Source organism: Prosthecodimorpha staleyi, from assembly GCF_018729455.1.
GTDB lineage: Bacteria > Pseudomonadota > Alphaproteobacteria > Rhizobiales > Ancalomicrobiaceae > Prosthecodimorpha > Prosthecodimorpha staleyi.
Genome location: NZ_JAHHZF010000010.1, coordinates 105,488 through 132,022 on the forward strand (window position 1 = coordinate 105,488; position 26,535 = coordinate 132,022).

Sequence of the window (26,535 nt, forward strand, 5' to 3'; positions counted from 1 at the left end):
TCAAGACAGCCCAAGCACAGAATATCCCATACACATATGCGGTTTCTTTTTGGAGATAATCGACCTTCCATTACGTGAAAATTTTGTTCGGAGATTTGATATGCAGGATATATTTTGCGGCCGCATGTTCCAATTTTGGGAATATACCGTCAGTCACGGATCTCTCTTGATCCGAAGCCCCGCGACAAGCGAGACGGACAAAACGCTCGACATTGTCGCCTATGCGGTTGAGTACGTTTCGATTCCCCGCCATTTCGGGGACATTTCCATTGCGCGAGCAACTCAATCTGAGGTTGTTGATGTCGCAAGACTGGTAGACAGAACTCTGCATGAGACCTGCAAAGTCTGGACGATTGAAAGCAGCGGATCCCGATTTCTGATCGCGGCAACGTTTCTTCAGTTCAGGGAATACAATGGATCTATTTTTGATAGCCCTTTTAGAGATCTTTGGGATAATTATGATGCCAATTCCCGATTGATTTTGCATTTCCAATAGGCACTATACGAACGAGCAACATAAATTATACCAGCTTCACAGGTTCTCCGATGGTCCGATTTCTGTCGGATATCGCGCGGCTTGCTGAATTCGGCGAGCGAGATTCGAGCACAGGCTCCCCCGACTGCTCCCAACCCTGACACCCCCCCAACACCATCCCGTGGCAGACGACCGGACTGGCTTCCATGCAGGCCGTATGGCGATAGGCCCGCAGTCGCCCCGTCACGCCGCCGCGGCGAGCCTGGCCAGGGCGGCGACCGGGTCGATGCGGCCGTCATAGAGGGCGCGGCCGGAGATGGCGCCTTCGAGGAGGCGGCAGTCGGGCGCGCAGAGCCGTTCGATATCGGCCATCGAGGCGAGGCCGCCGGAGGCGATCACCGGGATCGAGACGGCGGCGGCCAGCGCCAGCGTGGCCTCGAAATTGATGCCCTTGAGCACGCCGTCGCGGTCGATGTCGGTATAGACGATCGCCGCCACGCCGGCATCCTCGAAGCGGCGGGCGAGGTCGACGGCCTCCAGCTCGGACGCCTCGGCCCAGCCCTCGACCGCGACCCTGCCGCCGCGCGCGTCGATGCCGACCACGATCCGGCCCGGGAAGCGCGCCGAAGCGGCCTTGACCAGGGCCGGGTCGCGCACCGCCACGGTGCCGAGGATGACGCGGTCGATGCCGGCCTCCAGCCAGGTCTCGATGCCGGCCATGTCGCGGATGCCGCCGCCGAGCTGCATCCGCATCGATACGGCGGCGCGGATCGCCTCGACGGCGGCGCGGTTGACCGCGCGGCCCGCGAAGGCGCCGTTGAGGTCGACAACATGCAGCCAGGGGAAGCCCATCGCCGCGAAGGCGCGCGCCTGGGCGGCCGGATCGTCGTTGTAGACGGTGGCTGCATCCATGTCGCCGAGCTTCAGGCGGACGCAGACGCCGTCCTTCAGGTCGATGGCGGGAAAGAGAATCATCGCGCGGGATCCGGGCCGCCCGTCAGGGCGACCATTTCAGGAAGTTGGCGAGCAGGCGCAGGCCGAGGGTCTGGCTCTTCTCGGGGTGGAACTGGGTGCCGAAGATGTTGTCGCGCGCCACGATCGCGGTGCGCGGGCCGTCATAGTCGGCGGTCGCGACCAGGTCGCGGTGATGCTTGGTCGAGAAGGCGTAGGAATGCAGGAAATAGGCGTGCAGTCCGTCGGGACCGAGCCGGATGCCGTCCAGGACCGGGTGCGGATTGACCGCATCCATCGTGTTCCAGCCCATATGCGGCACCTTGAAGGAGGCGTCCGACGGCTCGATCGGCTCGACGACGCCGTCGATCCAGCCGAAGCCGTCGATCTCCTCGTGCTCCACGCCGCGCGTGGCGAGCAGCTGCATGCCGACGCAGATGCCGAGGAACGGGCGGCCGCGATGTTCGACGAACTCCCGCAGCGCCTCGTCCATGCCGGGCAGTGCGGCGAGGCCGCGCCGGCAGAACGGGAAGGCGCCGTCGCCGGGCAGCACGACCCGCTCGGCCTTGCGCACCACCTCGGCATCGCGCGTCAGCACGATGTCGTGGCCATAGCCGATCTCGCGCGCCACCCGCTCCAGGCCCTTTTCGGCCGAGCGCAGGTTGCCGGCGCCGTAGTCGATCAGCGCCACCGTCACGGCCGCGTCTCCGTGAAGCCGACGATCGGCGGCAGCGCACCGCCGCCGGGCACGACCGGGCGGGACGCGGCGGGATCGGGCGTCCCGGCGGATGGGGCGCCGGCCGGCGCGTTTCCGGCGGCGCGGGCTTCCGGCACGCGCGCCCAGGCCGGCGGGGCCTTCTCATGCACCTTGTTGAAATAGAGCCGCTCGGCCTCGTCGTGACCGCCGGCATGGATCAGCCCGACCAGTTCCCAGCCGCGCCGCTCCAGCGTGCGCCGGCGGGCATCGTTGGCGACGATCGCGAACCACAGCCAGAACAGCCAGAACAAAACCGCCCCGGCGATGGCGTTGACCTGAACCCCGAGCGTCGCGATCGCGGCGACCGCCAGCGTCCAGCCGATGAGCACCAGCCACAGCCGATGGCGCAGGATCCAGATCGGCCCGAACAGCAATGCCATCCAGCTGATCCGCTCGCGGATGAAGACGGCCCGCTCGGCATCGTCGAGCCGGCTGTCGCCGTCGGGGGGGGCATGCACCGTCCAGATTGCCATGTCAGCCCCCGAGGCTTCCCTTGGTGGAGGGGATCGCGTCCGCGCGGCGCGGATCGATCGCGACGGCGGTTCTCAAGGCGCGCGCCAGCGCCTTGAAGCAGCTCTCCGCAATGTGGTGGCTGTTCGACCCGTACAGATTGGCGACATGCAGCGTCACGCCGGCATTCATCGCGAAGGCGCGGAACCACTCCTCGACCAGTTCGGTATCGAACTCGCCGATCTTGGGGCGCGGGAATTCGGCCTGAAAGACCAGGAAGGGCCGGCCGGAAATGTCGATCGCGCAGCGCGTCAGCGCCTCGTCCATCGGCAGATGCACGTCGGCATAGCGGGTGATGCCGCGCATGTCGCCGAGCGCCTGCCGGATCGCCTGGCCGAGCGCGATGCCGACATCCTCGACCGTATGGTGGAAGTCGATATGCAGGTCACCCTCGGCGCGGATGTCGAGATCGATCAGCCCGTGGCGGGCGACCTGATCCAGCATGTGGTCGAAGAAGCCGACGCCGGTCCGGATGTCGGAACGGCCGGAGCCGTCCAGATCGACGGACACGGTGATGTCGGTCTCGCGGGTCTTCCGCGCGACGGTCGCCTTGCGCATGGGGTCCTCAGGCTTCGAATGCGAGGCGGTTCTACCGCATGTTCCGCCCGGGCGAAATCGTCTCGTCGAAAAGAAGCGGCCGGGGTCCGATGTCTGGACCGTCACAAGAGGCGGGCCGGTCGAATGTCCGGACCGCCGGGCGCTCAGCCGTAGGCATGCAGGCCGGCGCCGTGGCGCTTCAGCCAGAGGCGGCCGCGCTCCATGTCGGGGCAGGTCTCCGCGACGCAGCGCCAGAAGCGGACGGAATGGTTCATCTCGCGCAGATGCGCGACCTCGTGGGCGACCAGATAGTCGAGCACGAAGGGCGGCGCCAGGATGACCCGCCAGGAGAAGGACAGTTCGCCCGCCGCCGTGCACGAGCCCCAGCGGCTGACCGTATCCTTCAGCCGGACCGCGCTGGCGCGGACGCCGAGGCGGCCGGCATGCAGCGCCACCGCCGGCTCGATATCGCGCCGCGCCTCGCGCCGGAGGAAATCGGTCAGCCGGCGGGCGAGATGCTCTTCGGCGCCGGCGACGCAGAGATGCGGGCTGCCGCCGATCTCGTCGATCCAGACGGTGCCGCGCCGGTCCGGGCGGTGGAAGATGCGATGGTCGAGCCCGCGCAGGGGGACGACGGCGCCGTGCGCGAAGCCGACCTTGCCGGGCCGCCGCGCCAGCCGTTCGGCCAGCCAGCCGCGATGCCGCTCCAGAAAGGCGACCGCCTCGCCGATCCGCCCGGATTTCGGCAGGGTCAGCACCGGCTCGTCCGATCCGGTCGGCAGCCGCAACGAATAGCGCCGCGCGCGCGGCTCCACCTTCACGGCGATCCGGACCGGCCCGTCGGGCAGGTCGAGATCGACATGGCTCGGCACGACGCGCGGCGCCGGCGGCGAACGGGTGAAGGCGAACAAGGACATCGTTTCGGCGAATCGTGCAGAGCCCCGCCCCATGATGCGGGACCGGGACGGCGCGGGGAAGGGCGGGTGGTGAAGCCGTAACGGTTGGTGTTTCGGCGCCTCCGATGCGGATCTTGGTCGAGAACGACCGTCGATATCGATAAGATGATCCCCCCATGCGCCGATTGCATTTGAGGAACAGCGTGGCTCCAATGTGGGAATGCGTCCGACCCCAAGCCCGTCCGCCCAACCACGTCGCCAATCCCAGCAGAGGACCGATCCAGCCTCGCCACGTCGTCGCAGAAGTCCGATCAGACGCCACACCAGAAGGGAAACCGATATCTGGACCGCATCATCGGATCGATGCGCTTCACCTTCAGGAACAGAAACTTATTTGACGTGGGCGTTTCATCCATGAAACGGATTTTCTTCTTTGCAACCCCCAGCGACATCGTCCCCGTGCTGGCGCGGTTCGAAGCCGGCGAGCCGCTGAAATTCGTGGAAATGGGCGTGACGACCACACCCAACAGGGCGATCTACTTGACTTCAAATGAAATTCCCAACCCCGGCATCGCAACTCATGAAACCGGCAGCATGTCGGAGGCCTACTTGGTGTCTCACAGAGATACAAAGAATGCCATAACTGGCTTCATTGACAGAAAAGGTGAGAATCGTTGGAGTCTGGCAAATTCCGATAATGAGGACTCCGTGATATTGACGATTTCAGGTCTTTGGAAAACGGGAACCTTGCTGCCAGGAAACATTGCGACGCTTCACTCAAGTCAAGCCGCCCAGCAGCTGATGAAGCGGTTCCAATCCGCCTTAAGGCGGGAGGGCTTTTCCCGGATTCGAGGCTGGTGGCTTGGCGCCGAGGCGCTTGAAAGATTGAAGGCCGGCAAGAGACTGACGGTCACTGCCGAACAATCGCCACCGCAGTTCGATTTTGTTCTACCTGAAGGGTGAACAATGATTACATTCAGAGGCAATCCATTCCATAGATTACACGAAAAAGATCGACGCGCGTATCTTCTCGCCGCATGCCCATGCAATTCACGATACATGTTGAATGGAGCGCAGGATAAAGCAACGGGCACAGAGATTGTACCCCATCCAGAACCAGCACTATGAGCCTCGCCTCGATGGTCATCAGGCGCTTCAAGCGCAACGGGCGGAATGGCGCCTTTCTTCGGGTGTTCGACCACTTCGATGAACGCCAGAAGCATCGGATCCTTGCAAGCTTCTCACCGGCGCCCGGTGAAGTACCCCTCATCGCGGAATTGAGAGGCGATGACGTTCGATTGCTCCTGACGGATTTGCGTTTGATTTCGAAAACAGGATCACATGAATATTGTTTCAGGGCGGTGGAGATCGAAGATGCGAGACTGCCAATCAAGAAGATGATTGCTAAGGGAAGTCACAAAGCGGACACTGCGGATATTGAATTGAAGCGACGGAATGGCGGATATCATGTCCTGACGGCAGAGAATGGGCCCCCACTCTTCGGGCTCCTGAACGCCATTCTCTGTTGGATCAACACAACGTCCCGTTCAGCTGAATCATGCCCGGATACAATCACCAATGACCTGCAAGGCGCGGACAGCGGCAATGTCGTCGGGGCTGCGAGCTGACACCGGAGACGGGCCCGGCCCCTCCGTGCCGCTTGGCAAGCCGCATAAAGGGAGACAGGCGCCGCTGCGCACTTTGCCCGCCGACTTGCAGACGGTCGCTCTCCGTCCCATCCTGGCCCGATATTTCGGGTCTTCATGGAAATCGAGGACGGAGCCTACAGGTTGACGGGGGAACCATGGGAGCCGGTTGCCATCGGTGGCATCGGCGGGAGTGGAACACGCATCGTCGCGACGCTTCTGCAGCGATTGGGACGCGTGATCGGTGACGACCTGAACGAATCCCTGGACAATCTCTGGTTCACCTTGCTGTTCAAGCGGAGAGGCGCGCTCCTCGATACGGATCGGGATTTCGCTCGACTGTGTGACATCTTCTGGGATCGCATGGGCGGTTCCGGCGGAGACTGCCCTGACGCGCGCGCCAGGCTCGACGCCCTTGCGGCCCAGGATCGCATGAAACACAGTTCATCCTGGCTGCGGGCGCGGGTCGCCTCCTGGCTCCAACGCCCCGTCACCTTGGGCCGGCCGTGGGGCTGGAAGGAGCCGAACACCCATATCGTGGTCGACCGGCTGTTCCGGATGAAGCCGGCCTTGCGCTACATCCACATCGTCCGCAATCCGCTCGATATGGCGCTGAGCTCCAATCAAAATCAGCTGGAATGGTGGGGGCCTGTCCTTCTCGATCGTCCCGTGATCGTGGGCCCGAAGGATGCCCTGAGCTACAATTGTGCGGTGATCCGGCGCATTCGGAAGATTGCCGCCGATCATGGCGAACGGGTCTGCCTGATCGACTACGATCGGCTTTGCCGGGAGCCTGCCGAGTCCTGCGAAACCCTGGCCGGATTCATCGGTGCCCAGGCCGATGCCGACACATTGGAGTGGTTTTCGGACGCGATCCGCCGCCGAACGCCAGCGGAAGGACGCGGCAGAGAGATCGATCGCTCAATGCTCGACGCCGGCGACCTCGAATTCGTCGCATCGCTCGGCTATGCGATCGGCTGACGGTCCTGCGATAAGATCGGGCGCGGCAGGACCGCCGGCGCCCACTGGGACGCCGGCGTCGACAGTGTCATCGCGGGCAGGGATCAGGCCGTGGTCGGGCCGTCCTGGCGGCGGCGGCGTTCTTCCATGAAGCGGTCGAACTCCTGCTGGTCGCGGGCGCGCTGCAGGTCGCGGACATAGGTCTCGAATTCGCGCCGCTCCTGGTCGAGGCGACGGCGTTCGGCATCGAGGCGCTCCATCTCGCGGCGGCGATACTCGTCGAAGGCCGCATTGCCGGTGCGCTCCGCGAAGGCGCCCGAGCGGCGGACGGTCTCGGCAGCGTCGCGCCAGCCGCCGAAGCCGGTCTTCTCGCGGAAGCCCGCGCGCAGGCCCTCGGCGAAACCGCGGATGCGGTGTCCGAAGAACACATAGGCGAGCGCCGCCACGCCAAGCGGCCAGGCGATCAGAAAGCCCAGGATCGTCAGTCCGACCGTCAACGGCGTGAAGCCGGGGCGGCCCGCCTGGGCGGCGTCATAGGTCGTGTTGCAGTGCATCATGTCGGCTCCTTGCTGTCCGGCAGGATTCGGCAAGGCCCGGACCGCCCCGTCCGGCTTGCAGAATCCTGCACGGTGTCGTGCCGGCCCGCCAACCGTCGAGGCTGGAACACCGGCACCACATCGACGTGGTCCCCGCGGCCGGTCCGTTCAAGATCTTGAATTTAGCCGGGACTGCTCCCATGCGGCCTGCGACGGCACCGCCCGGCGAGGGGCATGCGCCCGATCGGCGGACCTCTCTCAGGTCCCGCAGACGGACGCTTCGCCAGGAGGCAGGCCGATCCCGGGGGGCCAGCCCCTACCGGAACTGCGACGGCCGGAACCGCCGCAAGGCAAGCACGCCGAGGACCGAAAAGAGCACCAAGACGAGCCCTTGGGCAATCGCGAAGGGCGGCTCGGACTGCGTCGGGGCGAGCGCCCGCAGCGGCCCGATCTTCTGGAAGGCCTGCACGACGCCGACGAAGACGTTGAGATAGAGGGCCAGCACCGCCGTTACGACATAGATCGCCCGCCAGGGTCCCGACAGGCTCTTGATGTAGAGCGCCACGATGGCGCCGGTCAGCGCCAGCAGCGACACCACCCCGACCCAGTGGGAGGGCAGGAAGGTTTCGTAGGGAAACATGAAGCCGGTGACGCTGGTCGCGTCTGTGCTGGCCAGGAACAGCAACGTCCAACCGGGGCGGAAGCGCCCGGCGACGAGATCGGCCAGAACGACCAGCCCCGCGCCGATGCCGACAAGACTGAGGACGACGTGAAGGGTCGTGAATGTCGAAAGCGACAGTCCCAGGATCATGGCTAGGGCCTCCTCGGCGGGCGGCGCACCGGCTGCGCCGATGGCGGCACCGAACCGTCCGATTGCCGACACCATCCGCACAACAACCTATACCTGATCTCGCGTCGCAATACGCCGCCCGGCGCGGCACGCGTTCCGCGACGCCGCGGCCCCGATGACGGCCGTCCGGGTCCCCCGTTCGGGTCGGCGCCCGCTACACCTCGGCATCGGCAACCCGGGGCAGGTCGCGCCACCAGCGCCGCGCCCGGTGAAAGCGGTGGTGGTCGATCGTCGAGTCCGCAATGTCGATGGTCGCGCGCTCGAAGGCGTTCCAGTCTTCCGCCAGTTGTTCCCGGCTCCAGAAATATTTCTTGCCCCAACCCTTGGCGATATCCAGCTCGCGCGAGCGGGTTCCGGACTGCTCGTGACGCCTCTGCGTGCGCTCGAAATCCAGATACTTGTAGTGCAGCAGCAAAAGCTCGTCGCGCGGCGGCAGGCGGATTTCGCCGGTCGGCTGGCAACTGTGGCGCCCGGTGGCGTAGTTGGTGGCTTCGATCCGGTCGGGGTCGAAAAGCCCAAGCTTGCTCATCTTGACCCAGGGCGCGCCGCGGGTCAGGTGCGCGCAGAGCAGGAGATCGGCCGGTTCCGGAAACTGCGCCGAGATCATCTGGTAGCCGAGCGCCGGGATCAACGTGACCACACGCTCCCGGCTGACCGCAAGATAGCGCTCCAGGTCGGGATGGTAGAGATGCTCGTCGATGTCGGCGACGATCACCCAATCCGCGACGCCCCGGCTTTCGTGCCAGACCTGGTCGGAGAATCGGACGCTGGACAGGATGCGCGATTTCGGATCGCCGGGCGGCAGGGTCCGCAAGGTCACCTTCGGATGCGCCCGCAGAATCTCGATCGAGCCGTCCGTCGAGCCGTCATCGTAGACGAAATAGCGGTCCACGACAGGGTCGTAGTGGCGGAACATGAAACCGAGCATGTCCGCGTCGTTCCAGCACCGCGTGTAGAGATGCACCGTCATGGATGATGCCGTCCGGCCCACCGCTTCGCCTGTTGGTCGACAAGCCAGCGAACGGGAACGCCTCGGAAACCCGCTGCGGCCGCTCGGCCAATCGGTGATATCTCAGTCCGTCACGACCGTCCATGGCGCGCCCAAAAGGCCCCCGAAACGGCGCGAGCCGCCCGGCAGGACCGGGCGGCTCGCGCAGGGAATGCAGGATTCCCGGATCGTCTCAGCGGACGGCTTCACGGGCCAGGCGCGGGATGTCGGCGCGCGGGATGCCCAGATCGGCAAGCTCGCGGTCGTTCAGGCCGCCCAGTTCCCAGACGGTCGCCCGGTACTTCCGGTAACGCGACCACGAATCGGCAAAACGCTTCAGCATCATGATGTTCTCTCCTCTGCATGCGGCGGCGGTTCAGGCGCCTACCGCAATGCAACGAACGCAGTGCAACATAATGTGCAGTGCAACATGATACCAGCCGACTGCCGGAACGGCAGCCATGCAACGACGGCATGCCGCCTGACGTTTCCTTAATCAGCCATTCACAATTGCCGCGTCGCCGGGCGAAGCCGGTCCGGCCGGCCGCCCCACTAGCCGGACATGCGCGATCCGGTCCGGGCCTTATCGGGCGGCGTGCGCAGAATCCTGCCGGCCGGGCGGGAACCCGCCGGGATTAGCCCGGCTGGCCGATGGACGAGGCGGGACCGGGCCTGCTAGGCATGGCACCCTGGAAACACAATCCGCCCCGGCGGCGAGATCCGCGCGGTGAACCGGAGGGAACGCATGCGTCACTATGGGCACTTCATCGGCGGCAAGACTGTCGCCGGCACGTCCGGCCGCGAGGCCGATGTCTTCGAGCCGATGACCGGCGAGGTCGTCGCCAAGGTGGCGCTGGCCACCAAGGCGGAGGTCCGTGCCGCGGTCGAGAATGCCAAGGCGGCGCAACCGGCCTGGGCGGCCACCAACCCGCAGCGGCGCGCACGCGTGCTGATGAAGTTCCTGGAACTGGTCCAGCGCGACTACGACGCCCTTGCCGACCTGCTCGCCCGCGAGCACGGCAAGACCGTCGTCGACGCCCGCGGCGACATCCAGCGCGGCCTCGAGGTGGTCGAGTTCGCCATCGGCGTGCCGCACCTGATGAAGGGCGAATATACCGACGCGGCCGGCCCGGGCATCGACATCTATTCGATGCGCCAGCCGCTCGGCGTCGTCGCCGGCATCACGCCGTTCAACTTCCCGGCCATGATCCCGCTGTGGAAATGCGCCCCCGCCATCGCGGCCGGCAACGCCTTCATCCTGAAGCCGTCCGAGCGCGACCCCGGCGTGCCGATGAAGATCGCCGAGCTGTTCCTCGAGGCCGGACTGCCGGCCGGCATCCTCAACGTCGTCAACGGCGACAAGGAAGCCGTCGACGCGGTGCTGGACGATCCGGACATCATGGCGGTCGGCTTCGTCGGCTCCACCACGATCGCCGAATATGTCTATTCGCGCGGCTGCGCGGCCGGCAAGCGCGTGCAGTGCTTCGGCGGTGCCAAGAACCACATGATCATCATGCCGGATGCCGATCTCGACCAGGCCGTCGACGCCCTGATCGGCGCCGGTTACGGCTCGGCCGGCGAACGCTGCATGGCCATCTCGGTGGCGGTGCCGATCGGCGAGGCCACGGCCGACCGCCTGATCGAGAAGCTGGTGCCGCGCGTGGAAAGCCTCAAGATCGGGCCGTCGACCTCGCCGGACGCCGATTTCGGCCCGCTGGTCACCAAGGCCCACATGGAGAAGGTGCGCGGCTACGTCGATCTCGGCATCCAGGAAGGCGCCAAGCTGCTGGTCGACGGCCGCGGCTTCAAGATGCAGGGCTACGAGAACGGCTTCTACATGGGCGGCTGCCTGTTCGACAACGTGACCAGCGACATGCGCATCTACAAGGAGGAGATCTTCGGACCGGTCCTCTCGGTGGTGCGCGCCAAGGACTATGACGAAGGCCTGAAGCTCGCCAACGACCACGAATACGGCAACGGCGTCGCCATCTACACCCGCGACGGCGACAGCGCCCGCGACTTCGCCTCGCGCGTCCAGGTCGGCATGGTCGGCGTCAACGTGCCGATCCCGGTGCCGCTCGCCTACTACACCTTCGGCGGCTGGAAGCGGTCGTCCTTCGGCGACCTCAATCAGCACGGCCCGGATTCGATCCGCTTCTACACCAAGACCAAGACCGTCACCTCGCGCTGGCCGTCGGGCATCCGCACCGGCGCCGAATTCGCGATCCCGACCATGAAATAAGCCGTCATCCGGCGTTCACCGCGCCGGGCGACCTTGAAATGCCGCAAAGGGCGTCCGACCTTGACCGTCGGGCGCCTTTTCGCCGTCCTGCACTCCGACCGATCGGCTGGGGAGCGTGGCCGCAGCCGATTTCTCGGCAGCTGCCGCGCTTTTCGGATCGGATCCGACGGGGTGCCCTTTACATGACAGGAACCTGACATCATATGTTGGGAGCCTGCGCCCCCGTGGCGCTCGAATTCGAGGTTTCGGATGACGACCCCAATCCGCATCGCCACCCCGGCCCCGACCGCTCCTTCGCTCTGGCGGCGTGCGGCCCGTCTCGCCGCCGTCATGGCCTTCGGCTTCGCCCTGTCGGTCGGTACCGTCGCGCCCTGGTCGGACGCGGAGGCCGCCCCCAAGGCCGGCTTCGGCAGCCGCGGCACGCGCACCTATCAGGCGCCGCCGTCGACCCAGACCGCCCCCAATACCGCCGGCCCGATCGAGCGCACCGCGACGCCGCGTCCCGGCACGCCGGGTGCCGTGCAGCCGGGCCCGACTGGCGCCGCGCCGGGCGGCCTGTTCGGCGGCCTGGGCGGTTCGCTGTTCAAGGGCCTGCTGATCGGCGGTCTCGTCGGCATGCTGCTCGGCCACGGCCTCGGCGGCGGTGCCGGCCTGCTCGGCCTGCTGCTGCAGGCGGCGATCATCGGCTTCGGCATCTGGTTCGTCATGCGGTTGATCCGCGGCCGTCAGCAGCAGCCGGGCTATGCCGGCCCGCAGAATGAGGGCCTCGCCCGCAACGACCAGGGTCCCGGCATGTTTGGCGGCGGTTCGCCGCTCGGCGGCTCGCCGCAGGGCGGGTCCTCGGTTCCGCAGGGCCTCGGCCAGGCGGGCGGCTACGGCCTCAAGGCCGGGCCGATGCAGGATGCCGCGCCGATGCACGATGCGCCGGCCCCCTATGCGCCGGCCGCATCCGGACCGAATGACACGGTCGGCTTGAAGGGCGAGGATTTCGACGCCTTCGAGCGCCTGCTCGGCGACGTGCAGACGGCCTTTGGTCGCGGCGATGTCGAGGAACTGAAGACGCTGACCACGCCGGAAGCGCACCGGTTCCTGTCGGAGAATCTGGACGAACTGGCCCAGGGCGGCCTGGTCAACGAGATCCGCGACGTGAAGCTGCTGCAGGGCGACCTCGCCGAGGCCTGGAACGAGGGCTCGGTCGATTATGCCAGCGTGGCGATGCGCTATGCGATGATCGACGTGACCCGCGAACGCTCGTCGGGCCGCGTGGTGGAGGGCAATGCCAGCGAGCCGACCGAGTTCACGCAGGTCTGGACCTTCGTGCGCGAACGCGGCTTCGCCGGCCGGCCCGGCCTGTGGCGCCTCTCGGCCATGCAGGACGCCGCCTGACGGCTGTCCGGCTAGCCAGACAGACCGCCTGAATTCGAACGGGCGCCGGCGACCTGCCGGCGCCCGTTTTCGTCTCGGATGGGGCTTTTCCCAATGGGCCTCGGGGCCCAATGACCCGACATGATGGGGCAGGTCCATCGGCCCGAGGCTGCCCCATGTCCCGACGCATCGCGATCATTCTCGGCCATCCCGATCCGGCACCGGAGCGCTTCTGCCGCGCGCTGGCCGCCGCCTATGCGGAGGGTGCCCGCACGGCCGGCCACACGGTCACCCTGGTCGACCTTTCGGGCATCGAGATCCCGTTCCTGCGCTCCCAGACGGAGTTCGAAACCGGCCCGGTGCCCGAAAACCTGGCCGCGGCGCGCGACGCCGTGGTGGCCGCCGATCACCTGGTGCTGATCTTCCCGCTCTGGCTCGGCACCATGCCGGCCCTGGTCAAGGCCTTCCTGGAGCACATCGCCCGCCCCGGCATCGCCTTCCGCTACCGGGACAAGGGCCTGCCCGAGAAGCTCTTCGCCGGCAAGTCCGCCCGGGTCGTGGTCACCATGGGCATGCCGGCCTTCGTGTTCCGCTGGTTCTACCTGGCGCACGGGATCAGGGGGCTGAAGCGCTCGATCCTCAGTTTCGTCGGCGTCGCACCGGTGCGGGAGACCTATATCGGCGGCATCGGTGCGGCGACGCCGGAACGGCGCGCCGCCTGGCTCGCCACGATGGCGGGACTGGGGAAAGATGCGGCCTGAGCGACGCCTCGCGCGTTGCCGGCTTGGCTTCGCCATATCGGCTCCGTAAGGTCCGCTCCCCGATTCCCCGTGACCGGAGCCGCCCATGTCCGCCCCCCTGTCCGCCGTCGAGGACCGCATCGCCAGGATCATCGCCGAAGAGATCGCAGCGCGTCCGCAGCAGGTCTCCGCCGCGGTCGGGCTGCTCGACGAGGGCGCCACCGTCCCCTTCGTCGCCCGCTACCGCAAGGAGGCGACCGGCGGCCTGGACGACACGCAACTGCGCAAGCTGGAGGAACGGCTCGCCTATCTGCGCGACATGGAAGCGCGCCGCACGACGGTTGCCGACTCCATCGCCGGCCAGGGCAAGATGACCGACGAGATCGCGGGCCGGCTCGCCGCGGCGACCACCAAGGCCGAGATCGAGGATATCTACCTGCCCTACCGGCCGAAGCGGCGCACCAAGGCGGAGATCGCGCGCGAACGCGGCCTCGGCCCGCTCGCCGCCGCCATCCTGGCCGACCGGCGCGCCGCCCCGCAGGAGCTCGCCGCGGCCTATCTGGGCGAGGCGGTGCCGGACGTGAAGGCGGCGCTGGAAGGCGCGCGCGACATCGTCGCCGAGGGCCTTGCGGAGAATACCGACCTGGTCGGGCGCCTGCGCGGCTACGCCATGGAGCGCGCCGCCCTGCGCGCCAAGGTGGTCGAGGGCAAGGAAGCCGCCGGGGAGAAGTTCGCCGACTATTTCGACCATGTCGAGCGCTGGGCGACGGCGCCGAGCCACCGCGCGCTCGCCATGCTGCGCGGCCGCAACGAGGAGGTCCTGACCCTCGACATCGAGATCGATGCCGACCAGACCGCCAGCCCGAAGCCGGTCGAACGGCTGGTCGCCGAGGCCGCCAAGGTGCCGGTGCCGCCGAAGCTGCCGGGCGACACCTGGCTCCTGGAGGCCTGCCGCTGGACCTGGCGGGTGAAGCTGTCGCTGAGCGTCTCGCTCGACCTGATGACCCGCCTGCGCGAGCGCGCGGAAGAAGAGGCGATCACGGTCTTCGCGCGCAATCTGAAGGACCTGCTGCTCGCCGCCCCGGCCGGCACGCGGCCGACGCTCGGCCTCGATCCCGGCATCCGCACAGGCGTCAAGGTCGCGGTGATCGACGCCACCGGCAAGGTGGTCGACACCACCACGGTCTATCCGTTCCCGCCCCGGAACGATGTGAACGGCACCCTGGAGACGCTGCGTCATCTGATCCGGCGGCACAGAATCGAACTGGTCGCGATCGGCAACGGCACCGGCTCGCGCGAGACCGACCGGCTGGTCTCGGTCTTGATCGGCGACATGCCGCCGCCCAAACCGATCAAGGTGGTGGTCAGCGAGGCCGGCGCCTCGGTCTATTCGGCCTCGGCACTGGCGGCGGCGGAAATGCCGGACCTGGACGTGTCGCTGCGCGGCGCGGTCTCGATCGCCCGCCGTCTGCAGGATCCGCTCGCAGAACTGGTCAAGATCGAACCGAAATCGATCGGCGTCGGCCAGTACCAGCATGACGTCGACCAATCGCGGCTGGCCAAGAGCCTCGACGCGGTGGTCGAGGACGCCGTCAACGCGGTCGGCGTCGATCTGAACACGGCCTCAGCGGCCTTGCTGGCGCGGGTCTCAGGCCTCGGACAATCGCTCGCCGAGGCGATCGTGGCGCATCGCGACACCGTCGGGCCGTTCCGGTCGCGCAAGGACCTCCTGAAGGTGGCGCGCCTCGGCCCGCGCACCTTCGAACTGGCGGCCGGCTTCCTGCGCATCCGCGACGGCGTCGAGCCGCTCGACGCCTCTTCGGTGCATCCGGAAGCCTATCCGGTGGCGAGCCGCATTGTCGCCGCCTGCGGGCGTGACATTCGCACCCTGATGGGCGACAGCGCGACGCTGAAGAGCCTCGACGCCAAACGCTTCGTCGACGAGCGCTTTGGCCTGCCCACCGTGCGCGACATCATCGCCGAGCTGGAGAAGCCGGGCCGCGATCCGCGGCCGGAGTTCCGCACCGCGGCCTTCGCCGAGGGTGTCGAGGCGATCGGCGACCTGAAACCCGGCATGGTGCTGGAGGGGACCGTAACCAATGTCGCGGCCTTCGGCGCCTTCGTCGATATCGGCGTCCACCAGGACGGGCTGGTGCACGTCTCCCAACTGGCGGACCGGTTCGTCAAGGACCCGCGCGACGTGGTCAAGGCCGGCGACGTGGTCAAGGTGCGGGTGGTCGAGGTCGATGCCAAGCGCAAGCGGATCGCCCTGTCGATGCGCAAGGACGACGGGGCCGGCACCGGGCGGTTTGCAGGCACGGGGGCCGGAGCGGCAGCGAGCGGTTCGGGCGGACGCAATACCGCGCCGCCACCGAAGCCCGGCGCAGCGGCGAAGGGCGGCAAGGCCGATCAACCGGCGGCCCGCGGCGCGCTCGGCGACGCCCTGGCGCGCGCCTTGCGCAAACCCTGAGCCGCGCGGCGCCTCGCCCCGGCTCGCTGATCAAAAGAAAACCCGGCACGACGGTGCCGGGTTTTACATTGCTGCGGTCGGCAAGCCGACCGGTCAGAAGTTCCGCTGAACGCGCAGGAGGCCGACGACGGCGTCGGTTTCCTTGTTCGGGATCAGGAAGATGTTGCCGTTGGAGAATTTCGCCGTCTTGTACTCGACTTCCGCACCGATGGTCAGGCCTTCGACGGGCGTGTAGACGAGATTGGCGCCGGCATCGATCTGGGTGTAGTCGAGCTGGAACTTGCCGAGGCCAAGGAAATTGGACGAGGCGCCGTCGTGGTCCAGATAGGACACGGTCGCCGAGCTCGACCATTTGGACGTCCAGTTGTGGGTCATCCCGGCGGCGACACTCCAGGCCACGGTCTGGTTCATGCTCGGGCTGACGAGCGAGATCGACTTCGGCAGGAAGTCGTAGCCGAACAGCGGATCCGGCGTCGCATAGCTGACGGCGCCCTTCGAATACGCCGCCTGGAGGGTGGCACTGTCGCCGGCACCGAGCATCGGCAGCTTGACGGTCACACCGCCTCCGACCGCATAGCCCCATTCGGACTTGTTGTTGTAGCTCGGCTGGTCGTGGTGCAGGGCGCCCATGAGCTGAGCGGATCCCCAGGCCTGCGTGATGTTCACGTTGCCGACCAGATCCGGATACTTGTTGCCGCCATAGATGCCGAAACCGTTCATCCGGCGGGCGGCATTGCCGGTGGTGGAGTCTTCGAGCGAGACGCTTGCGGTCACGCCGTTGCCGAACGAGAAGGTATAGGCGAGCAGGTTGACCTGCGAGTCCGAATGGGCGGTCTCGAACACCGAGGCGTAGTGGTCGCCGGTATAGAAGTCGAAGAAGGACTGCGCGCGGCCGGCGGTCAGCCCGCCGAGCTGGATATAGGCCTTCCAAAGATCGACGCTCGGCGAGGAACTGCCGCTGTCGACCGTGTACCAGGCCTCGGTGAAGCTGCGCAGCAGGCCGAATTCGGTGTTGGTCCGGCTGTCCAGCGTCAGCTGGGCGCGCACGCGGGTGGTGAAGGTGTTGTTGGCCGGACCCTTGACGCCGTTGCTCAGCCCGTAGACGGAGCCGAACAGGTCGTCGGTCTTCCAGGCACGATATTCTGCGCGGACATAGCCGCCGATCTTCAGGCAGGTCTGGCTGCCGGGGATATAGAAGAAGCCCTCGCCATAGGCGTCGCAGACCTTCACGTAGTCCACCGCCGCCGGCGCCGGACGCCCCAAATCGGCAGCCTGTGCCGCGAAGGACGTGGCCATCACGATACCGAAGCCGGCCATCATGGATTTCATCATGGAATTGCCCTCGCCCGTCGCTGATTCTCGGCAGCAGTCATTTCAGGATATTCGCATGAAAGAAATGCTGCGACGGAATGAGAAATGCTGCGGCGTCTGCGCTGGCTACCCTGTGTCGCACAACTGCAACACAACCGCCGCACGCGACAGTCCGCGGGCCTCGATTCTTGTCCGGAGACGGCGTGCTTTCACGGTCGGGAGGGCAGTGACCGCTTTCGCCAAGGCCCAGAGCGCGCCGGCAACTGGCCAGACCGATCTGCTGCCTCGCGCTCCCCCCCACTCAGGCTCGTCAGCACCGGTGCAGCATCGACGGATGGGCGGATCGTCCTGCCTCGATCGCCAGTCCGGCGCGTCAAACGAAAAAGCCCGGCGGTTGTCCGCCGGGCTTTCGACCATCCCTCCCGGGATGATGGATCAGAAGTTGCGCTGGATGCGCAGCAGACCAACCAGAGCGTCGGTGGTCGGACCCTTGCTCAGGTTCGCCGACTTGTACTCGAGTTCGCCACCGATGGTCAGGCCGGCGACCGGCGAGTAGACGAGGTTCACACCCGCATCCCACTGCTTGTAGTCAACGCCCGGCTTGAAGCCCAAGAGCTTCAGGGACGCACCGTCCACGCTCAGGTAGGACACGGTCGCCGCAGACGACCACTTGGCGTTCCAGTTATGCGTGAAGCCGCCGGCAACGCTCCAGGCCGTGGTCTGGCTCATCGAACCGTTCGGGTTCGGGAAGAAGTCGTAGCCGAAGATCGGATCCGGGCTCACGTAGCTGAGCGCGCCCTTGCCGTAGGCGGCCTGCAGGCTGGCGACATCGCCTTCGGCGATCATCGGCAGCTTGACGGTCACGCCGGCGCCAACCGCATAGCCCCACTTGTCCTGGTTGTTGTAATTCGGCTGGTTGTGATGGGCGACAGCCATGACCTGGGCGGAACCCCAAGCCTGCGAGATCGCCACGTTGCCGACCACGTCCATCCACTTGTTGCCGCCGTAGACGCCGAAAGCATCGAAGCGACGGGTGGCGTTGCCGTTGGTCTGATCTTCCAGCGACAGGGTGGCGCTGACGCCGTTGCCGAAGGAGAAGGTGTAGGCGAGCAGGTTGACCTGCGAGTCCGAATGAGCGGTCTCGAAGACGGACGAGTAGTGGTCGCCGGTGTAGAAGTCGAAGAAGGACTGCGCGCGGCCGGCGGTCAGGCCGCCGAGCTGGATATAGGCCTTCCACAGTTCGACGCTCGGCGAGGAACTGCCGCTGTCGACCGTGTACCAAGCTTCGGTGAAGCTGCGCAGCAGGCCGAATTCGGTGTTGGTGCGCGTGTCCAGGGTGATCTGGGCGCGGACGCGGGTGGTCACGTCATTGTTGGCCGGACCCTTCACGCCATTGCTAAGGCCGTAGAGGGCACCGAAATTGGTATCGGTGTTCCAGACGCGATACTCGGCGCGGACATAGCCACCGATCTTCAGGCAGGTCTGGCTGCCGGGGATGTAGAAGAAGCCTTCGCCGTAGGCGTCGCAGACCTTCACATAGTCGACAGCCGCCGGAGCGGGACGACCGAGGTCCGCCGCAGAGGCCGACGAGGCAGCTGCCATCGTGGCAGCGAACATGGCGAGAGAGATCTTCTTCATATCTAGCCCCTGGATTTCGAACGGCACGGGTCTTGGAAAAACGTCGATAACAAAAGGGTGCTCGATTCCGGCCGAAGATGGAAGGACAAACCACCGGGCCGGCGCCCCGGGCCGCATGTCGAGAAAGAAGTGTATCCGAGTGGCAACAGGTATCTGTCCGGGAATGGCCAATTATTAGGCGACGTGCAAAACACCAAGGCGATTCCCGGCGGGATCGGTCATCGGGCTGCGGCAGACCGCGAGAAGGCCCGGCCTGCCGGCACGCAGCGCAGAATCACCGCCATGGTGGTGTGCCGCGCGTGCCTCGATGAAGGCCGGATCTACCGGCCCTATCCGGTCACGAGCGAGACCCGTGCGGCGAAATCGACATTGCGCCCGGCGGTCGCCCGGATGATGAAGACCGGCGCGAATGGCCGATCGGCGTGGCTTGCCCTCGGCGCGCCGGCGCGCAATCGTCCCGTCCCGGTTTCGGTGATGGGCGCCAGCCGCCGATGCCTGACATTCGCATCCCGCGTTCCTCAGCCCGCATTCCTCAGATCGAATCGACACCGCAATCAAAGAGCGAGCGGTTCAGGGCCGCCGCGATCGCCGGCGCGCGCCTGGGGCGCCTCCGACGCGAAAGGCCCGACGGTCGCCCGCCGGGCCTCATGGATCTTCGATCGAGAACGCGTGATCAGAAGTTCCGCTGCACACGCAGCAGTCCCACCATGCCGTCGGATTTGGCCCGATCGACGACTTTGAAGTTCATAGACTTGTACTCGACTTCGGCGCCGATCGTCAGGCCGGCGACCGGCGCGTAGACCAGATTCAGGCCCGCATCGACCTGCCTGGAGTCGGCACCCTTGTTCAAGGCAAACACCTTCAGCGAGGCACCATCCACATAGAGATAGGAGACGGTCGCCGAGCTCGACCACTTGGCGTTCCAATTGTGCGTGAAGCCGCCCGCGACGCTCCAAGCCTTGGTCTGATCCAGCGAGCCGTTCGGCAGCTCGTAGAAATCGTAGGTCCAGACCGAATCCGGCGCGACATAGCTAATCGCCCCCTTGCCGTAGGCGGCCTGCAGGGAGACGCTGTCGCCCTCGGCGATCATCGGCAGCTTGAAGGTCACGCCGGCACCGGCAGCCCAGCCCCATTTGTCCCGGTTGCTGTCCATCGGCTGATTCTGGTGGGCGACCACCATGGCCTGCGCGGAGCCCCAGGCCTGCGCGATGGCCAGGTTGCCGACCAGGTCGGGATACTTGTTGCCGCCGTAGACTTTAAGCGTTTCGGCGCGGCGGGACGCGTTGCCGGTGGTCTGGTCTTCGAGCGACAGGGTGGCGCTGACGCCGTTGCCGAACGAGAAGGTGTAGGCGAGCAGGTTGACCTGCGAGTCCGAATGGGCAGTCTCGAACACCGAGGCGTAGTGATCCCCGGTGTAGAAGTCGAAGAAGGACTGCGCGCGGCCGGCCGTCAGGCCGCCGAGCTGGATATAGGCCTTCCACAGATCGACGGTCGGCGTCGCGCGACCGCTGTCGACCGTGTACCAGGCTTCGGTGAAGCTGCGCAGCAGGCCGAATTCGGTGTTGGTGCGGCTGTCCAGCGTCAGCTGGGCGCGCACGCGGGTGGTCGCGTTGTTGCTGGTCGGCGACTTGACGCCGTTGTTCAGGCCGTAGGACCCCGCGAAATCGGCATCCATCTTCCAGACGCGATACTCGGCGCGGACGAAGCCGCCGATCTTGAGGCACGTCTGGCTGCCGGGGATGTAGAAGAAGCCCTCTCCATAGGCGTCGCAGACCTTCACGTAGTCGACAGCCGCCGGCGCGGGACGGCCCAGATCCGCGGCGGAGGCCGACGCGGCGGCAACCGTGGCGGCAGTAAATATGGCGAAAGCGGTTTTCTGCATGCCCAACCCCTGAATCACAATATGTGTAGGTTCTCGAGAACCTTTCCGGCGGAGAGGGTTGCTTGACCCGGCTGCCCAATGGAATATTTTCGCGCCCCAAATTGAAGAGGCAACAATATTTCTCAATAAAACTGTACCTGGAGCGCAACAATTATTGTCTTATAAATATTCGCATTCATGGAGCGGTGCGGAGTTTGGGCGAATGTCCGCAGCTGCATTCAATCTGGATTTTCAGATGGCATCAGGCAGACGAACGATCCGGATTGGCACGGTCCGCCAGCACGCCGCGCAGGATCACTTCGACGATTGTGTCGCGGGTGCGCTCGAAATAAGCCGGGTCCTCGAGACCCTGACCGGCCAGCAGCGAGACCTGGGCGGCGAAGTCGGCATAGTGCTGCGTCGTCGCCCAGATCATGAAGATCAGCGTCATCGGGTCGATCGGTGCCAGCTTTCCTTCGCCGATCCAGCGCGCGATGGTGGCGATCTTGGCTTCGACCAGGGGCGCGAGATCGCGTTTCAGCGCCGTCGCCAGCATCGGCGCCCCCTGGATCACCTCGGTGGCAAAGAGGCGGCTTTCGTCCGGATGACTGCGCGCCGACAGGAGCTTGCGGGTGATGTAATCGGTCAGCGCCTCGCGCGGGTCGGCCTCCGGGTCGATCCGCGCGAGCGGGTCGAGCCACATCAGCAGCGTGCGCTCCAGAACAGCGATGTAGAGCTCCTCCTTGGTGCGGAAATAATAGAGCAGGTTCGGCTTCGACATGCCGGCGGCTTCGGCGATCTGATCGGTACGCGCGCCGCGCAACCCGTAGCGGGAGAAGACGACGAGGGCGGCATCGAGGATCCGCTCGACATTGGCCTCCCCGATGCGCGACTTGCTCCGCGATTCCGCCATGCCGGGTCTTCCTGCTCCACGCTGCACCGCCGCCCCGCCGAGAGGCAGCCGAGTCGTCATAGAACATGATGCGTTCCGGCGGAACGGCCGATGCTGGCGGAGCCGTCGATTGCGCCGGGCTTCCGAGACCCGGAGATCGTTCGCCCGGCGAAGACGGTCGGTTCGCGTTCGCCCGCTGGCCTTTCGCGCCCGGCGGCCCACATGCTGGCGCAACGGCCACCGCGAACCGGCGGCCCAGGACAGGAGGGTCGACCCCATGAGCATGCTCACCGCCTCGATCGAACAGGTGATCGTCCCGCGCGCCCGCGACCTCGGCGGCTTCGAGGTGCGCCGCGCGCTGCCCGCCGCCGGCCGGCAGATGGTCGGCCCGTTCATCTTCTTCGACCAGATGGGCCCGACCGAGTTCATCACCGGCACCGGCATCGACGTACGGCCGCATCCGCATATCGGGCTGGCCACCGTCACCTATCTCTACGAGGGCGAGATTTTCCATCGCGACAGCCTGGGCAGCGAGCTGCCGATCCGCCCCGGCGACGTGAACTGGATGACGGCCGGCCGCGGCATCGTCCATTCCGAGCGCACCGCCGGGGATGTGCGCGCCGCCGGCTCGCGCCTGTTCGGCATCCAGAGCTGGGTCGCGCTGCCGGCCGACAAGGAGGAGGTCGATCCGGGCTTCGTCCATGTCGCCGCCGCCAACCTGCCGATCGTCGAGGCCGCCGGCACGCGGGTGCGCATCATCGCCGGCGCCGCCTATGGGGCCGCGGCGCCAACGCCGACCCTGTCGGACACGCTCTATGCCGACGTGGCGCTGGCGGCGGGCGCGTCGCTGCCGATCGATCCGGGTCACGAGGACCGCGCCATCTATGTGATGAGCGGCGAGGTCGAGATCGACGGCATCCGCCACCCGCCGATGCAGCTCCTGATCTTCCGCCCCGGCGACCGGATCACCGTGACGGCGACGGTCGACACCCGCCTGATCCTGCTCGGCGGCGCCACCCTGGAGGGCCCTCGCCACATCTGGTGGAACTTCGTCTCCAGCCGCAAGGACCGGATCGACGCCGCCAAGGCGGACTGGCAGGCCGGCCGCTTCGCCGCGGTGCCGGGCGAGACCGAGTTCATCCCGCTGCCGGGCTGAGCCGCCCGCGCTCGCCCCGGACCCGGCCGAAACCGAGCGGCCGGTGCCGGGACGACGTCGCTTTGCCGACAGAATCGCGCGCAAATTCGGTTCGGCATCGGCGACGAACTGCTCTATGGACGATACGGATTTTTCCGTAGCCCTCCAGGAGCCCTCAGGACCTCATGGCGCTCGTCATCGGCATCGATACCGGCGGCACCTTCACGGATGCGGTCGTCTACGAGACCGGCCGCGAGACGGTCGTCGCCACCGGCAAGGCGCTGACCACCCGCGGCGATCTCGCCGTCGGCGTCGGCGAGGCGCTCGGGCGGGTGCTGGCGGCGGCGGCCGGCGGCGCAGCGGCGGCCCAATCCGTCGACATGGTCTCGGTCTCGACCACGCTCGCCACCAATGCCCTGGTCGAGGGCCAGGGCGATCCGGTCGCGGTCCTGCTCGCCGGCTTCGATGCCGGCATGATCGCGCGCGCCGGCTTCGCCGCGGCCCTGCCGGGCGCACCGGTTCTCGCCATCGCGGGCGGGCACGACCATGCCGGCGAGGAGCGCGCGCCGCTCGACCTTGCCGCCGCCGAGGCCTTCCTGACCGCCCATGCCGACCGGGTCGCGGCCTTTGCGGTCGCCTCGCTCTACTCGGTGCGCAACCCGGCGCACGAATTGGCCCTGGCCGCGATGGTGCAGCGCCTGACCGGCCGCCCGGCGACGCTTTCGGGCGAGCTCTCGGCCGATCTCGACGCGCCGCGTCGGGCCCTGACCGCGGCCCTCAACGCCCGCCTGATCGGCCGCATCACCGGCCTGATCCTGGCCATCCGCCGTGCCATGGCGGATCTCGGCATCGTCGCGCCGCTGATGATCGTCAAGGGCGACGGCACGCTGGCCAGCGCCGACGCCATCCTGCACCGGCCGATCGAGACTATCCTGTCCGGCCCGGCGGCGAGCGTCGTCGGCGCCCGCAGGCAGGCCGGCCTCGCCGATTTCGTCATGTCCGACATCGGCGGCACGACCACCGACATCGCCGTGCTCGAAGGCGGCCGGCCGCGGCTCGACCGTGCCGGCGCCGAGGTCGGCGGCTTCCGCACCCTGGTCCGGGCGGTCGAGATGCGCACCTACGGGCTCGGCGGCGACAGCGAGGTCGACTGCCCGGACGGCGGCGGCCTGGTGATCGGCCCGCGCCGCGTCATCCCGATCTCGCTGCTCGCCGCGCGCCACCCGGCCTGTCTCGATCGGCTCGCCACCGCGCTCGGGGCCGGCGAGGCCGGCGGCCAGCCCTGGCGCTGGGTGGTACGCCCGTTCGGCACGGCGGAGCGCTCAACCGGGGCCGCCGCTGCCCGGGCCGGTTCGGCTGCCGCGCTGCCGGAGCGGGAGGCCGCGCTGCTCGCCAGGATCGGCGACGAGCCCTGCCCGATCGCGACGGTCGCGCCGGACCCGCGTGCGCGCCGGGTGCTCGACCGGCTGGTCGTCGGCGGGCATCTCCAGGCGGCCGGCTTCACGCCGTCCGATGCCGCCCACATCACCGGCCTGCAGGCGCTGTGGTCGCGCGAGGCCGCGCTGACCGCCGCCCGCCTGATCCTGGCGACGCGGCGCATGGGCGCCTCCGACGAGGCCGCCGCCGTCACCTTCGCGGGCGACGTGCTGGCGGGCCTCGCCCGGGCCAGTGCGCGCGCCATCCTGGAAACCGTTGCGCGCCGGCCCGCCGGTGCGGCCGACGAGTGGTTCGACGCGGCGGCCGACGGCCGGCGCCAATGGCGCGGTCTCGACTTCCGCATGGCGCCCGCAGTGCCGATCGTGGCGGTCGGCGGGCCGGCGCCACTGATCTACGGCGAGGTCGGCCGGCGTCTCGGCGCGGAAATCCGTTTCGTCGAGCATGGCGAGGTCGCCAATGCGCTCGGCGCGGCGGTCGGCGTGGTGCGCGGGCGGGCGGTGGTCGAGGTCTCGCTCCGGACCGGCGGCGGCTGGCGCATCCACCATGCCGGCGCCCCGGTCGATGTCGACGCCGCCGACCGGGTGATCCCGGCCGCGCGCGCCCTCGCAACCGCCGAGGCGACTCGGCTCGCCGGCACGCTCGGCGCCGCCGCCAGCGACGTGACGATCACGATCGAGCGGGTCGATCTTCCCGGCGGGCTCGGCGATGCGGGCCTCGTCTCCGCAACCCTGACCGCCGAGGCGACCGGGGCGGCAGCGGGGTTGGACGCAGCGCCGGGAGAGGTGCCGGAGCCCGCGAGCGCAGCGGTGAGGGAGACGGCCGCCGGAGCCCCGATTGCAACCTTGTCGGACAAGTCCTAATCAAGGTCGGCGGGCCGCGCCTGAAACGGACGGCCCCGGGAGAACGGTGGCCGGCCGACGGGATCGCGTCGCCGCGCCAGGGAGGCGTCCTTGAGCTACAGTCCTGCGGTGTCGCGGTACGACGGCATGAAATACAATCGGTGCGGCCGCTCGGGCCTGATGCTGCCCGCGCTTTCGCTCGGCCTCTGGCACAATTTCGGCAACGACGCGCCCTCCGAGACGGCGCGCAACATCTGCCGCAAGGCCTTCGATCTCGGCATCACGCATTTCGATCTCGCCAACAATTACGGGCCGCCGCCCGGCTCGGCGGAGGAGAATTTCGGCCGCATCCTGAAGGCCGATTTCGCGGCGCACCGCGACGAACTGATCCTCTCGACCAAGGCCGGCTACCGCATGTGGCCGGGTCCCTATGGCGAATGGGGCAGCCGCAAGTATCTGCTGTCGAGCCTCGACCAGAGCCTGAGGCGGCTCGGCGTCGACCATGTCGACATCTTCTATTCGCACCGCTTCGATCCGAACACGCCGCTCGAGGAGACCATGGGGGCGCTCGACACGGCCGTGCGCCAGGGCAAGGCGCTCTATGTCGGCGTCTCCTCCTACAACAGCCAGCGCACCCGCGAGGCCGCCCGCATCCTGCGCGCGCTCGGCACGCCGGCGCTGATCCACCAGCCGTCCTATTCGATGATCAATCGCTGGATCGAGGAGGACGGCATGCTCGACACGCTCGCCCAGGAGGGCATGGGCACGATCGTCTTCTCGCCGCTCGCCCAGGGCATGCTGACCGACAAGTATCTGCGCGGCATCCCGCAGGGCAGCCGCGCGGCGGCCGGCAAGTCGCTGCGCCAGTCCTTCCTGACCGAGGACAACATCGCCCGCATCCGCGCCCTCAACGACCTCGCCGGCCGGCGCGGCCAGAGCCTCGCCCAGATGGCGATCGCCTGGGCGCTGCGCGACGGCCGCGTCACCTCCGCGCTGATCGGCGCCAGCCGCCCGGAGCAGGTCGAGGACAGCGTCGCCGCCCTCGACCGGCTCGAATTCTCGCCCGAGGAACTGGCCGAGATCGACCGCCACGCGATCGACGGCGGCGTCAACATCTGGGCCGCCTCGGCCGAGCGGCCCGGTCCGTCCCGATAGGCGGCAGTGGGCAGTGGGCGGTGGAGCGCCTGATGCTGGAACCCCTGCCGCAATCTCCCGGCGCATCCCCGGACAAGGCCCGAAGGGCCGCCGATCCGGGGCCCACTCGCATCGCAGCGAGCGTCACGATCGCCATTTATATCAAAGTCTTGCGACAAGTCGCCAACAGAGTGGGTCCCGGCTCTCCGCTGCGCTCCGGCCGGGAATGCGGCCCTTCGGGACCCGTTCCAGCCGGCCGAAGGCAGTGCGGATTCGGCGGTGGGTAGTGGGCGGTGGGCGGTGGGCGGTGGGCGGTGACGCGTCCGATACTGGAGCCCCCTGCCGCAATCTCCCGGCGCATCCCC

24 protein-coding genes are annotated in these 26,535 nt (G+C 67.3%); 11 read left to right on the plus strand and 13 right to left on the minus strand.

Features of this window, described 5'->3' with window-relative positions; genetic code table 11:
* Positions 1-100: 100 nt before the first annotated feature.
* Positions 101-496 carry a hypothetical protein gene (locus KL771_RS19805; RefSeq protein WP_261970250.1) on the plus strand — a complete coding sequence of 132 codons (396 nt, stop codon included), beginning with the start codon at positions 101-103 and terminating at the stop codon, positions 494-496.
* Between the two features lie 222 nt (positions 497-718).
* Here the strand turns inward: KL771_RS19805 and hisA are convergent, their stop codons facing one another.
* The 5 genes from hisA to KL771_RS19830 form a co-directional block, all read right to left on the minus strand.
* The gene (gene hisA / locus KL771_RS19810; protein ID WP_054358907.1) at positions 719-1,450 is read right to left on the minus strand and encodes a 1-(5-phosphoribosyl)-5-[(5-phosphoribosylamino)methylideneamino]imidazole-4-carboxamide isomerase; all 732 of its coding nucleotides are present in this window, start codon (positions 1,448-1,450) and stop codon (positions 719-721) included.
* 22 nt (positions 1,451-1,472) lie between these two features.
* The gene (gene hisH, locus KL771_RS19815) at positions 1,473-2,123 is read right to left on the minus strand and encodes an imidazole glycerol phosphate synthase subunit HisH (RefSeq protein WP_261970251.1); all 651 of its coding nucleotides are present in this window, start codon (positions 2,121-2,123) and stop codon (positions 1,473-1,475) included.
* Positions 2,120-2,656: a DUF2628 domain-containing protein gene (locus tag KL771_RS19820; protein WP_261970252.1), complete on the minus strand. Its 537-nt coding sequence runs from the start codon at positions 2,654-2,656 to the stop codon at positions 2,120-2,122. The genes hisH and KL771_RS19820 overlap by 4 nt, the downstream gene beginning before the upstream one ends.
* Position 2,657: 1 nt before the next feature.
* A complete protein-coding gene (gene hisB, locus KL771_RS19825; protein ID WP_261970253.1) occupies positions 2,658-3,251 on the minus strand; it encodes an imidazoleglycerol-phosphate dehydratase HisB in 594 nt (197 codons plus the stop codon).
* Positions 3,252-3,394: 143 nt separating this feature from the next.
* Entirely contained in the window at positions 3,395-4,147 is a 753-nt protein-coding gene (locus KL771_RS19830; protein WP_261970254.1) for a M48 family metallopeptidase, read from the minus strand.
* A 342-nt stretch (positions 4,148-4,489) separates the two neighbouring features.
* Between KL771_RS19830 and KL771_RS19835 the strand changes: the two genes are divergently transcribed.
* From KL771_RS19835 to KL771_RS19845, 3 genes are all read left to right on the plus strand, one after another.
* A complete protein-coding gene (locus KL771_RS19835) occupies positions 4,490-5,089 on the plus strand; it encodes a hypothetical protein (protein ID WP_261970255.1) in 600 nt (199 codons plus the stop codon).
* A gap of 161 nt (positions 5,090-5,250) precedes the next feature.
* Positions 5,251-5,754, plus strand: a complete 504-nt coding sequence (locus tag KL771_RS19840; protein WP_261970256.1) for a hypothetical protein — start codon at positions 5,251-5,253, stop codon at positions 5,752-5,754.
* Positions 5,755-5,889: 135 nt separating this feature from the next.
* On the plus strand, positions 5,890-6,753 hold the full coding sequence (locus KL771_RS19845; RefSeq protein WP_261970257.1) for a sulfotransferase: 864 nt from the start codon (positions 5,890-5,892) through the stop codon (positions 6,751-6,753).
* Between the two features lie 83 nt (positions 6,754-6,836).
* On the opposite strand, the gene KL771_RS19850 is transcribed toward KL771_RS19845, so the two are convergent.
* From KL771_RS19850 to KL771_RS19865, 4 genes are all read right to left on the minus strand, one after another.
* Entirely contained in the window at positions 6,837-7,289 is a 453-nt protein-coding gene (locus tag KL771_RS19850) for a DUF2852 domain-containing protein (protein ID WP_261970258.1), read from the minus strand.
* Between the two features lie 295 nt (positions 7,290-7,584).
* A complete protein-coding gene (locus KL771_RS19855) occupies positions 7,585-8,079 on the minus strand; it encodes a hypothetical protein (protein ID WP_261970259.1) in 495 nt (164 codons plus the stop codon).
* A 193-nt stretch (positions 8,080-8,272) separates the two neighbouring features.
* Positions 8,273-9,088, minus strand: a complete 816-nt coding sequence (locus KL771_RS19860) for a glycosyltransferase family 2 protein (RefSeq protein WP_261970260.1) — start codon at positions 9,086-9,088, stop codon at positions 8,273-8,275.
* 211 nt (positions 9,089-9,299) lie between these two features.
* Entirely contained in the window at positions 9,300-9,452 is a 153-nt protein-coding gene (locus KL771_RS19865) for a DUF1127 domain-containing protein (RefSeq protein WP_390867271.1), read from the minus strand.
* 399 nt (positions 9,453-9,851) lie between these two features.
* Between KL771_RS19865 and KL771_RS19870 the strand changes: the two genes are divergently transcribed.
* From KL771_RS19870 to KL771_RS19885, 4 genes are all read left to right on the plus strand, one after another.
* Positions 9,852-11,348, plus strand: a complete 1,497-nt coding sequence (locus KL771_RS19870; protein WP_261970261.1) for a CoA-acylating methylmalonate-semialdehyde dehydrogenase — start codon at positions 9,852-9,854, stop codon at positions 11,346-11,348.
* A 249-nt stretch (positions 11,349-11,597) separates the two neighbouring features.
* The gene (locus KL771_RS19875; RefSeq protein ID WP_261970262.1) at positions 11,598-12,734 is read left to right on the plus strand and encodes a Tim44 domain-containing protein; all 1,137 of its coding nucleotides are present in this window, start codon (positions 11,598-11,600) and stop codon (positions 12,732-12,734) included.
* Between the two features lie 155 nt (positions 12,735-12,889).
* Entirely contained in the window at positions 12,890-13,474 is a 585-nt protein-coding gene (locus KL771_RS19880) for an NAD(P)H-dependent oxidoreductase (RefSeq protein WP_261970263.1), read from the plus strand.
* 85 nt (positions 13,475-13,559) lie between these two features.
* Positions 13,560-15,923 (plus strand): Tex family protein, encoded by a 2,364-nt coding sequence (locus KL771_RS19885; RefSeq protein ID WP_261970264.1) that lies wholly within the window; start codon positions 13,560-13,562, stop codon positions 15,921-15,923.
* Between the two features lie 93 nt (positions 15,924-16,016).
* On the opposite strand, the gene KL771_RS19890 is transcribed toward KL771_RS19885, so the two are convergent.
* The 4 genes from KL771_RS19890 to KL771_RS19905 form a co-directional block, all read right to left on the minus strand.
* Complete coding sequence (locus KL771_RS19890; protein ID WP_261970265.1) at positions 16,017-17,255, minus strand: porin; 1,239 nt, start codon at positions 17,253-17,255, stop codon at positions 16,017-16,019.
* A 414-nt stretch (positions 17,256-17,669) separates the two neighbouring features.
* On the minus strand, positions 17,670-18,872 hold the full coding sequence (locus tag KL771_RS19895) for a porin (protein WP_261970266.1): 1,203 nt from the start codon (positions 18,870-18,872) through the stop codon (positions 17,670-17,672).
* A gap of 673 nt (positions 18,873-19,545) precedes the next feature.
* Complete coding sequence (locus KL771_RS19900) at positions 19,546-20,754, minus strand: porin (RefSeq protein ID WP_261970267.1); 1,209 nt, start codon at positions 20,752-20,754, stop codon at positions 19,546-19,548.
* A gap of 241 nt (positions 20,755-20,995) precedes the next feature.
* The gene (locus KL771_RS19905; RefSeq protein ID WP_261970268.1) at positions 20,996-21,646 is read right to left on the minus strand and encodes a TetR family transcriptional regulator C-terminal domain-containing protein; all 651 of its coding nucleotides are present in this window, start codon (positions 21,644-21,646) and stop codon (positions 20,996-20,998) included.
* 256 nt (positions 21,647-21,902) lie between these two features.
* Between KL771_RS19905 and KL771_RS19910 the strand changes: the two genes are divergently transcribed.
* The 3 genes from KL771_RS19910 (at position 21,903) to mgrA (ending at position 26,191) form a co-directional block, all read left to right on the plus strand.
* Complete coding sequence (locus KL771_RS19910; RefSeq protein WP_261970269.1) at positions 21,903-22,781, plus strand: pirin family protein; 879 nt, start codon at positions 21,903-21,905, stop codon at positions 22,779-22,781.
* A 164-nt stretch (positions 22,782-22,945) separates the two neighbouring features.
* A complete protein-coding gene (locus KL771_RS19915) occupies positions 22,946-25,057 on the plus strand; it encodes a hydantoinase/oxoprolinase family protein (RefSeq protein ID WP_261970270.1) in 2,112 nt (703 codons plus the stop codon).
* Between the two features lie 90 nt (positions 25,058-25,147).
* Positions 25,148-26,191, plus strand: a complete 1,044-nt coding sequence (gene mgrA / locus KL771_RS19920; protein ID WP_261970271.1) for an L-glyceraldehyde 3-phosphate reductase — start codon at positions 25,148-25,150, stop codon at positions 26,189-26,191.
* The last annotated feature ends 344 nt before the right edge of the window (positions 26,192-26,535 follow it).

Bases quoted from the DNA above. Each gene is read 5' to 3' on its own strand.
- KL771_RS19805 (WP_261970250.1), top strand. From the start codon at position 101: ATGCAGGATATATTTTGCGGCCGCATGTTCCAATTTTGGGAATATACC.
- hisA (WP_054358907.1), bottom strand. From the start codon at position 1,450: ATGATTCTCTTTCCCGCCATCGACCTGAAGGACGGCGTCTGCGTCCGC.
- KL771_RS19820 (WP_261970252.1), bottom strand. From the start codon at position 2,656: ATGGCAATCTGGACGGTGCATGCCCCCCCCGACGGCGACAGCCGGCTC.
- hisB (WP_261970253.1), bottom strand. From the start codon at position 3,251: ATGCGCAAGGCGACCGTCGCGCGGAAGACCCGCGAGACCGACATCACC.
- KL771_RS19830 (WP_261970254.1), bottom strand. From the start codon at position 4,147: ATGTCCTTGTTCGCCTTCACCCGTTCGCCGCCGGCGCCGCGCGTCGTG.
- KL771_RS19835 (WP_261970255.1), top strand. From the start codon at position 4,490: ATGCGCTTCACCTTCAGGAACAGAAACTTATTTGACGTGGGCGTTTCA.
- KL771_RS19840 (WP_261970256.1), top strand. From the start codon at position 5,251: ATGAGCCTCGCCTCGATGGTCATCAGGCGCTTCAAGCGCAACGGGCGG.
- KL771_RS19845 (WP_261970257.1), top strand. From the start codon at position 5,890: ATGGAAATCGAGGACGGAGCCTACAGGTTGACGGGGGAACCATGGGAG.
- KL771_RS19850 (WP_261970258.1), bottom strand. From the start codon at position 7,289: ATGATGCACTGCAACACGACCTATGACGCCGCCCAGGCGGGCCGCCCC.
- KL771_RS19855 (WP_261970259.1), bottom strand. From the start codon at position 8,079: ATGATCCTGGGACTGTCGCTTTCGACATTCACGACCCTTCACGTCGTC.
- KL771_RS19860 (WP_261970260.1), bottom strand. From the start codon at position 9,088: ATGACGGTGCATCTCTACACGCGGTGCTGGAACGACGCGGACATGCTC.
- KL771_RS19865 (WP_390867271.1), bottom strand. From the start codon at position 9,452: ATGATGCTGAAGCGTTTTGCCGATTCGTGGTCGCGTTACCGGAAGTAC.
- KL771_RS19870 (WP_261970261.1), top strand. From the start codon at position 9,852: ATGCGTCACTATGGGCACTTCATCGGCGGCAAGACTGTCGCCGGCACG.
- KL771_RS19875 (WP_261970262.1), top strand. From the start codon at position 11,598: ATGACGACCCCAATCCGCATCGCCACCCCGGCCCCGACCGCTCCTTCG.
- KL771_RS19880 (WP_261970263.1), top strand. From the start codon at position 12,890: ATGTCCCGACGCATCGCGATCATTCTCGGCCATCCCGATCCGGCACCG.
- KL771_RS19885 (WP_261970264.1), top strand. From the start codon at position 13,560: ATGTCCGCCCCCCTGTCCGCCGTCGAGGACCGCATCGCCAGGATCATC.
- KL771_RS19890 (WP_261970265.1), bottom strand. From the start codon at position 17,255: ATGATGAAATCCATGATGGCCGGCTTCGGTATCGTGATGGCCACGTCC.
- KL771_RS19895 (WP_261970266.1), bottom strand. From the start codon at position 18,872: ATGAAGAAGATCTCTCTCGCCATGTTCGCTGCCACGATGGCAGCTGCC.
- KL771_RS19900 (WP_261970267.1), bottom strand. From the start codon at position 20,754: ATGCAGAAAACCGCTTTCGCCATATTTACTGCCGCCACGGTTGCCGCC.
- KL771_RS19905 (WP_261970268.1), bottom strand. From the start codon at position 21,646: ATGGCGGAATCGCGGAGCAAGTCGCGCATCGGGGAGGCCAATGTCGAG.
- KL771_RS19910 (WP_261970269.1), top strand. From the start codon at position 21,903: ATGAGCATGCTCACCGCCTCGATCGAACAGGTGATCGTCCCGCGCGCC.
- KL771_RS19915 (WP_261970270.1), top strand. From the start codon at position 22,946: ATGGCGCTCGTCATCGGCATCGATACCGGCGGCACCTTCACGGATGCG.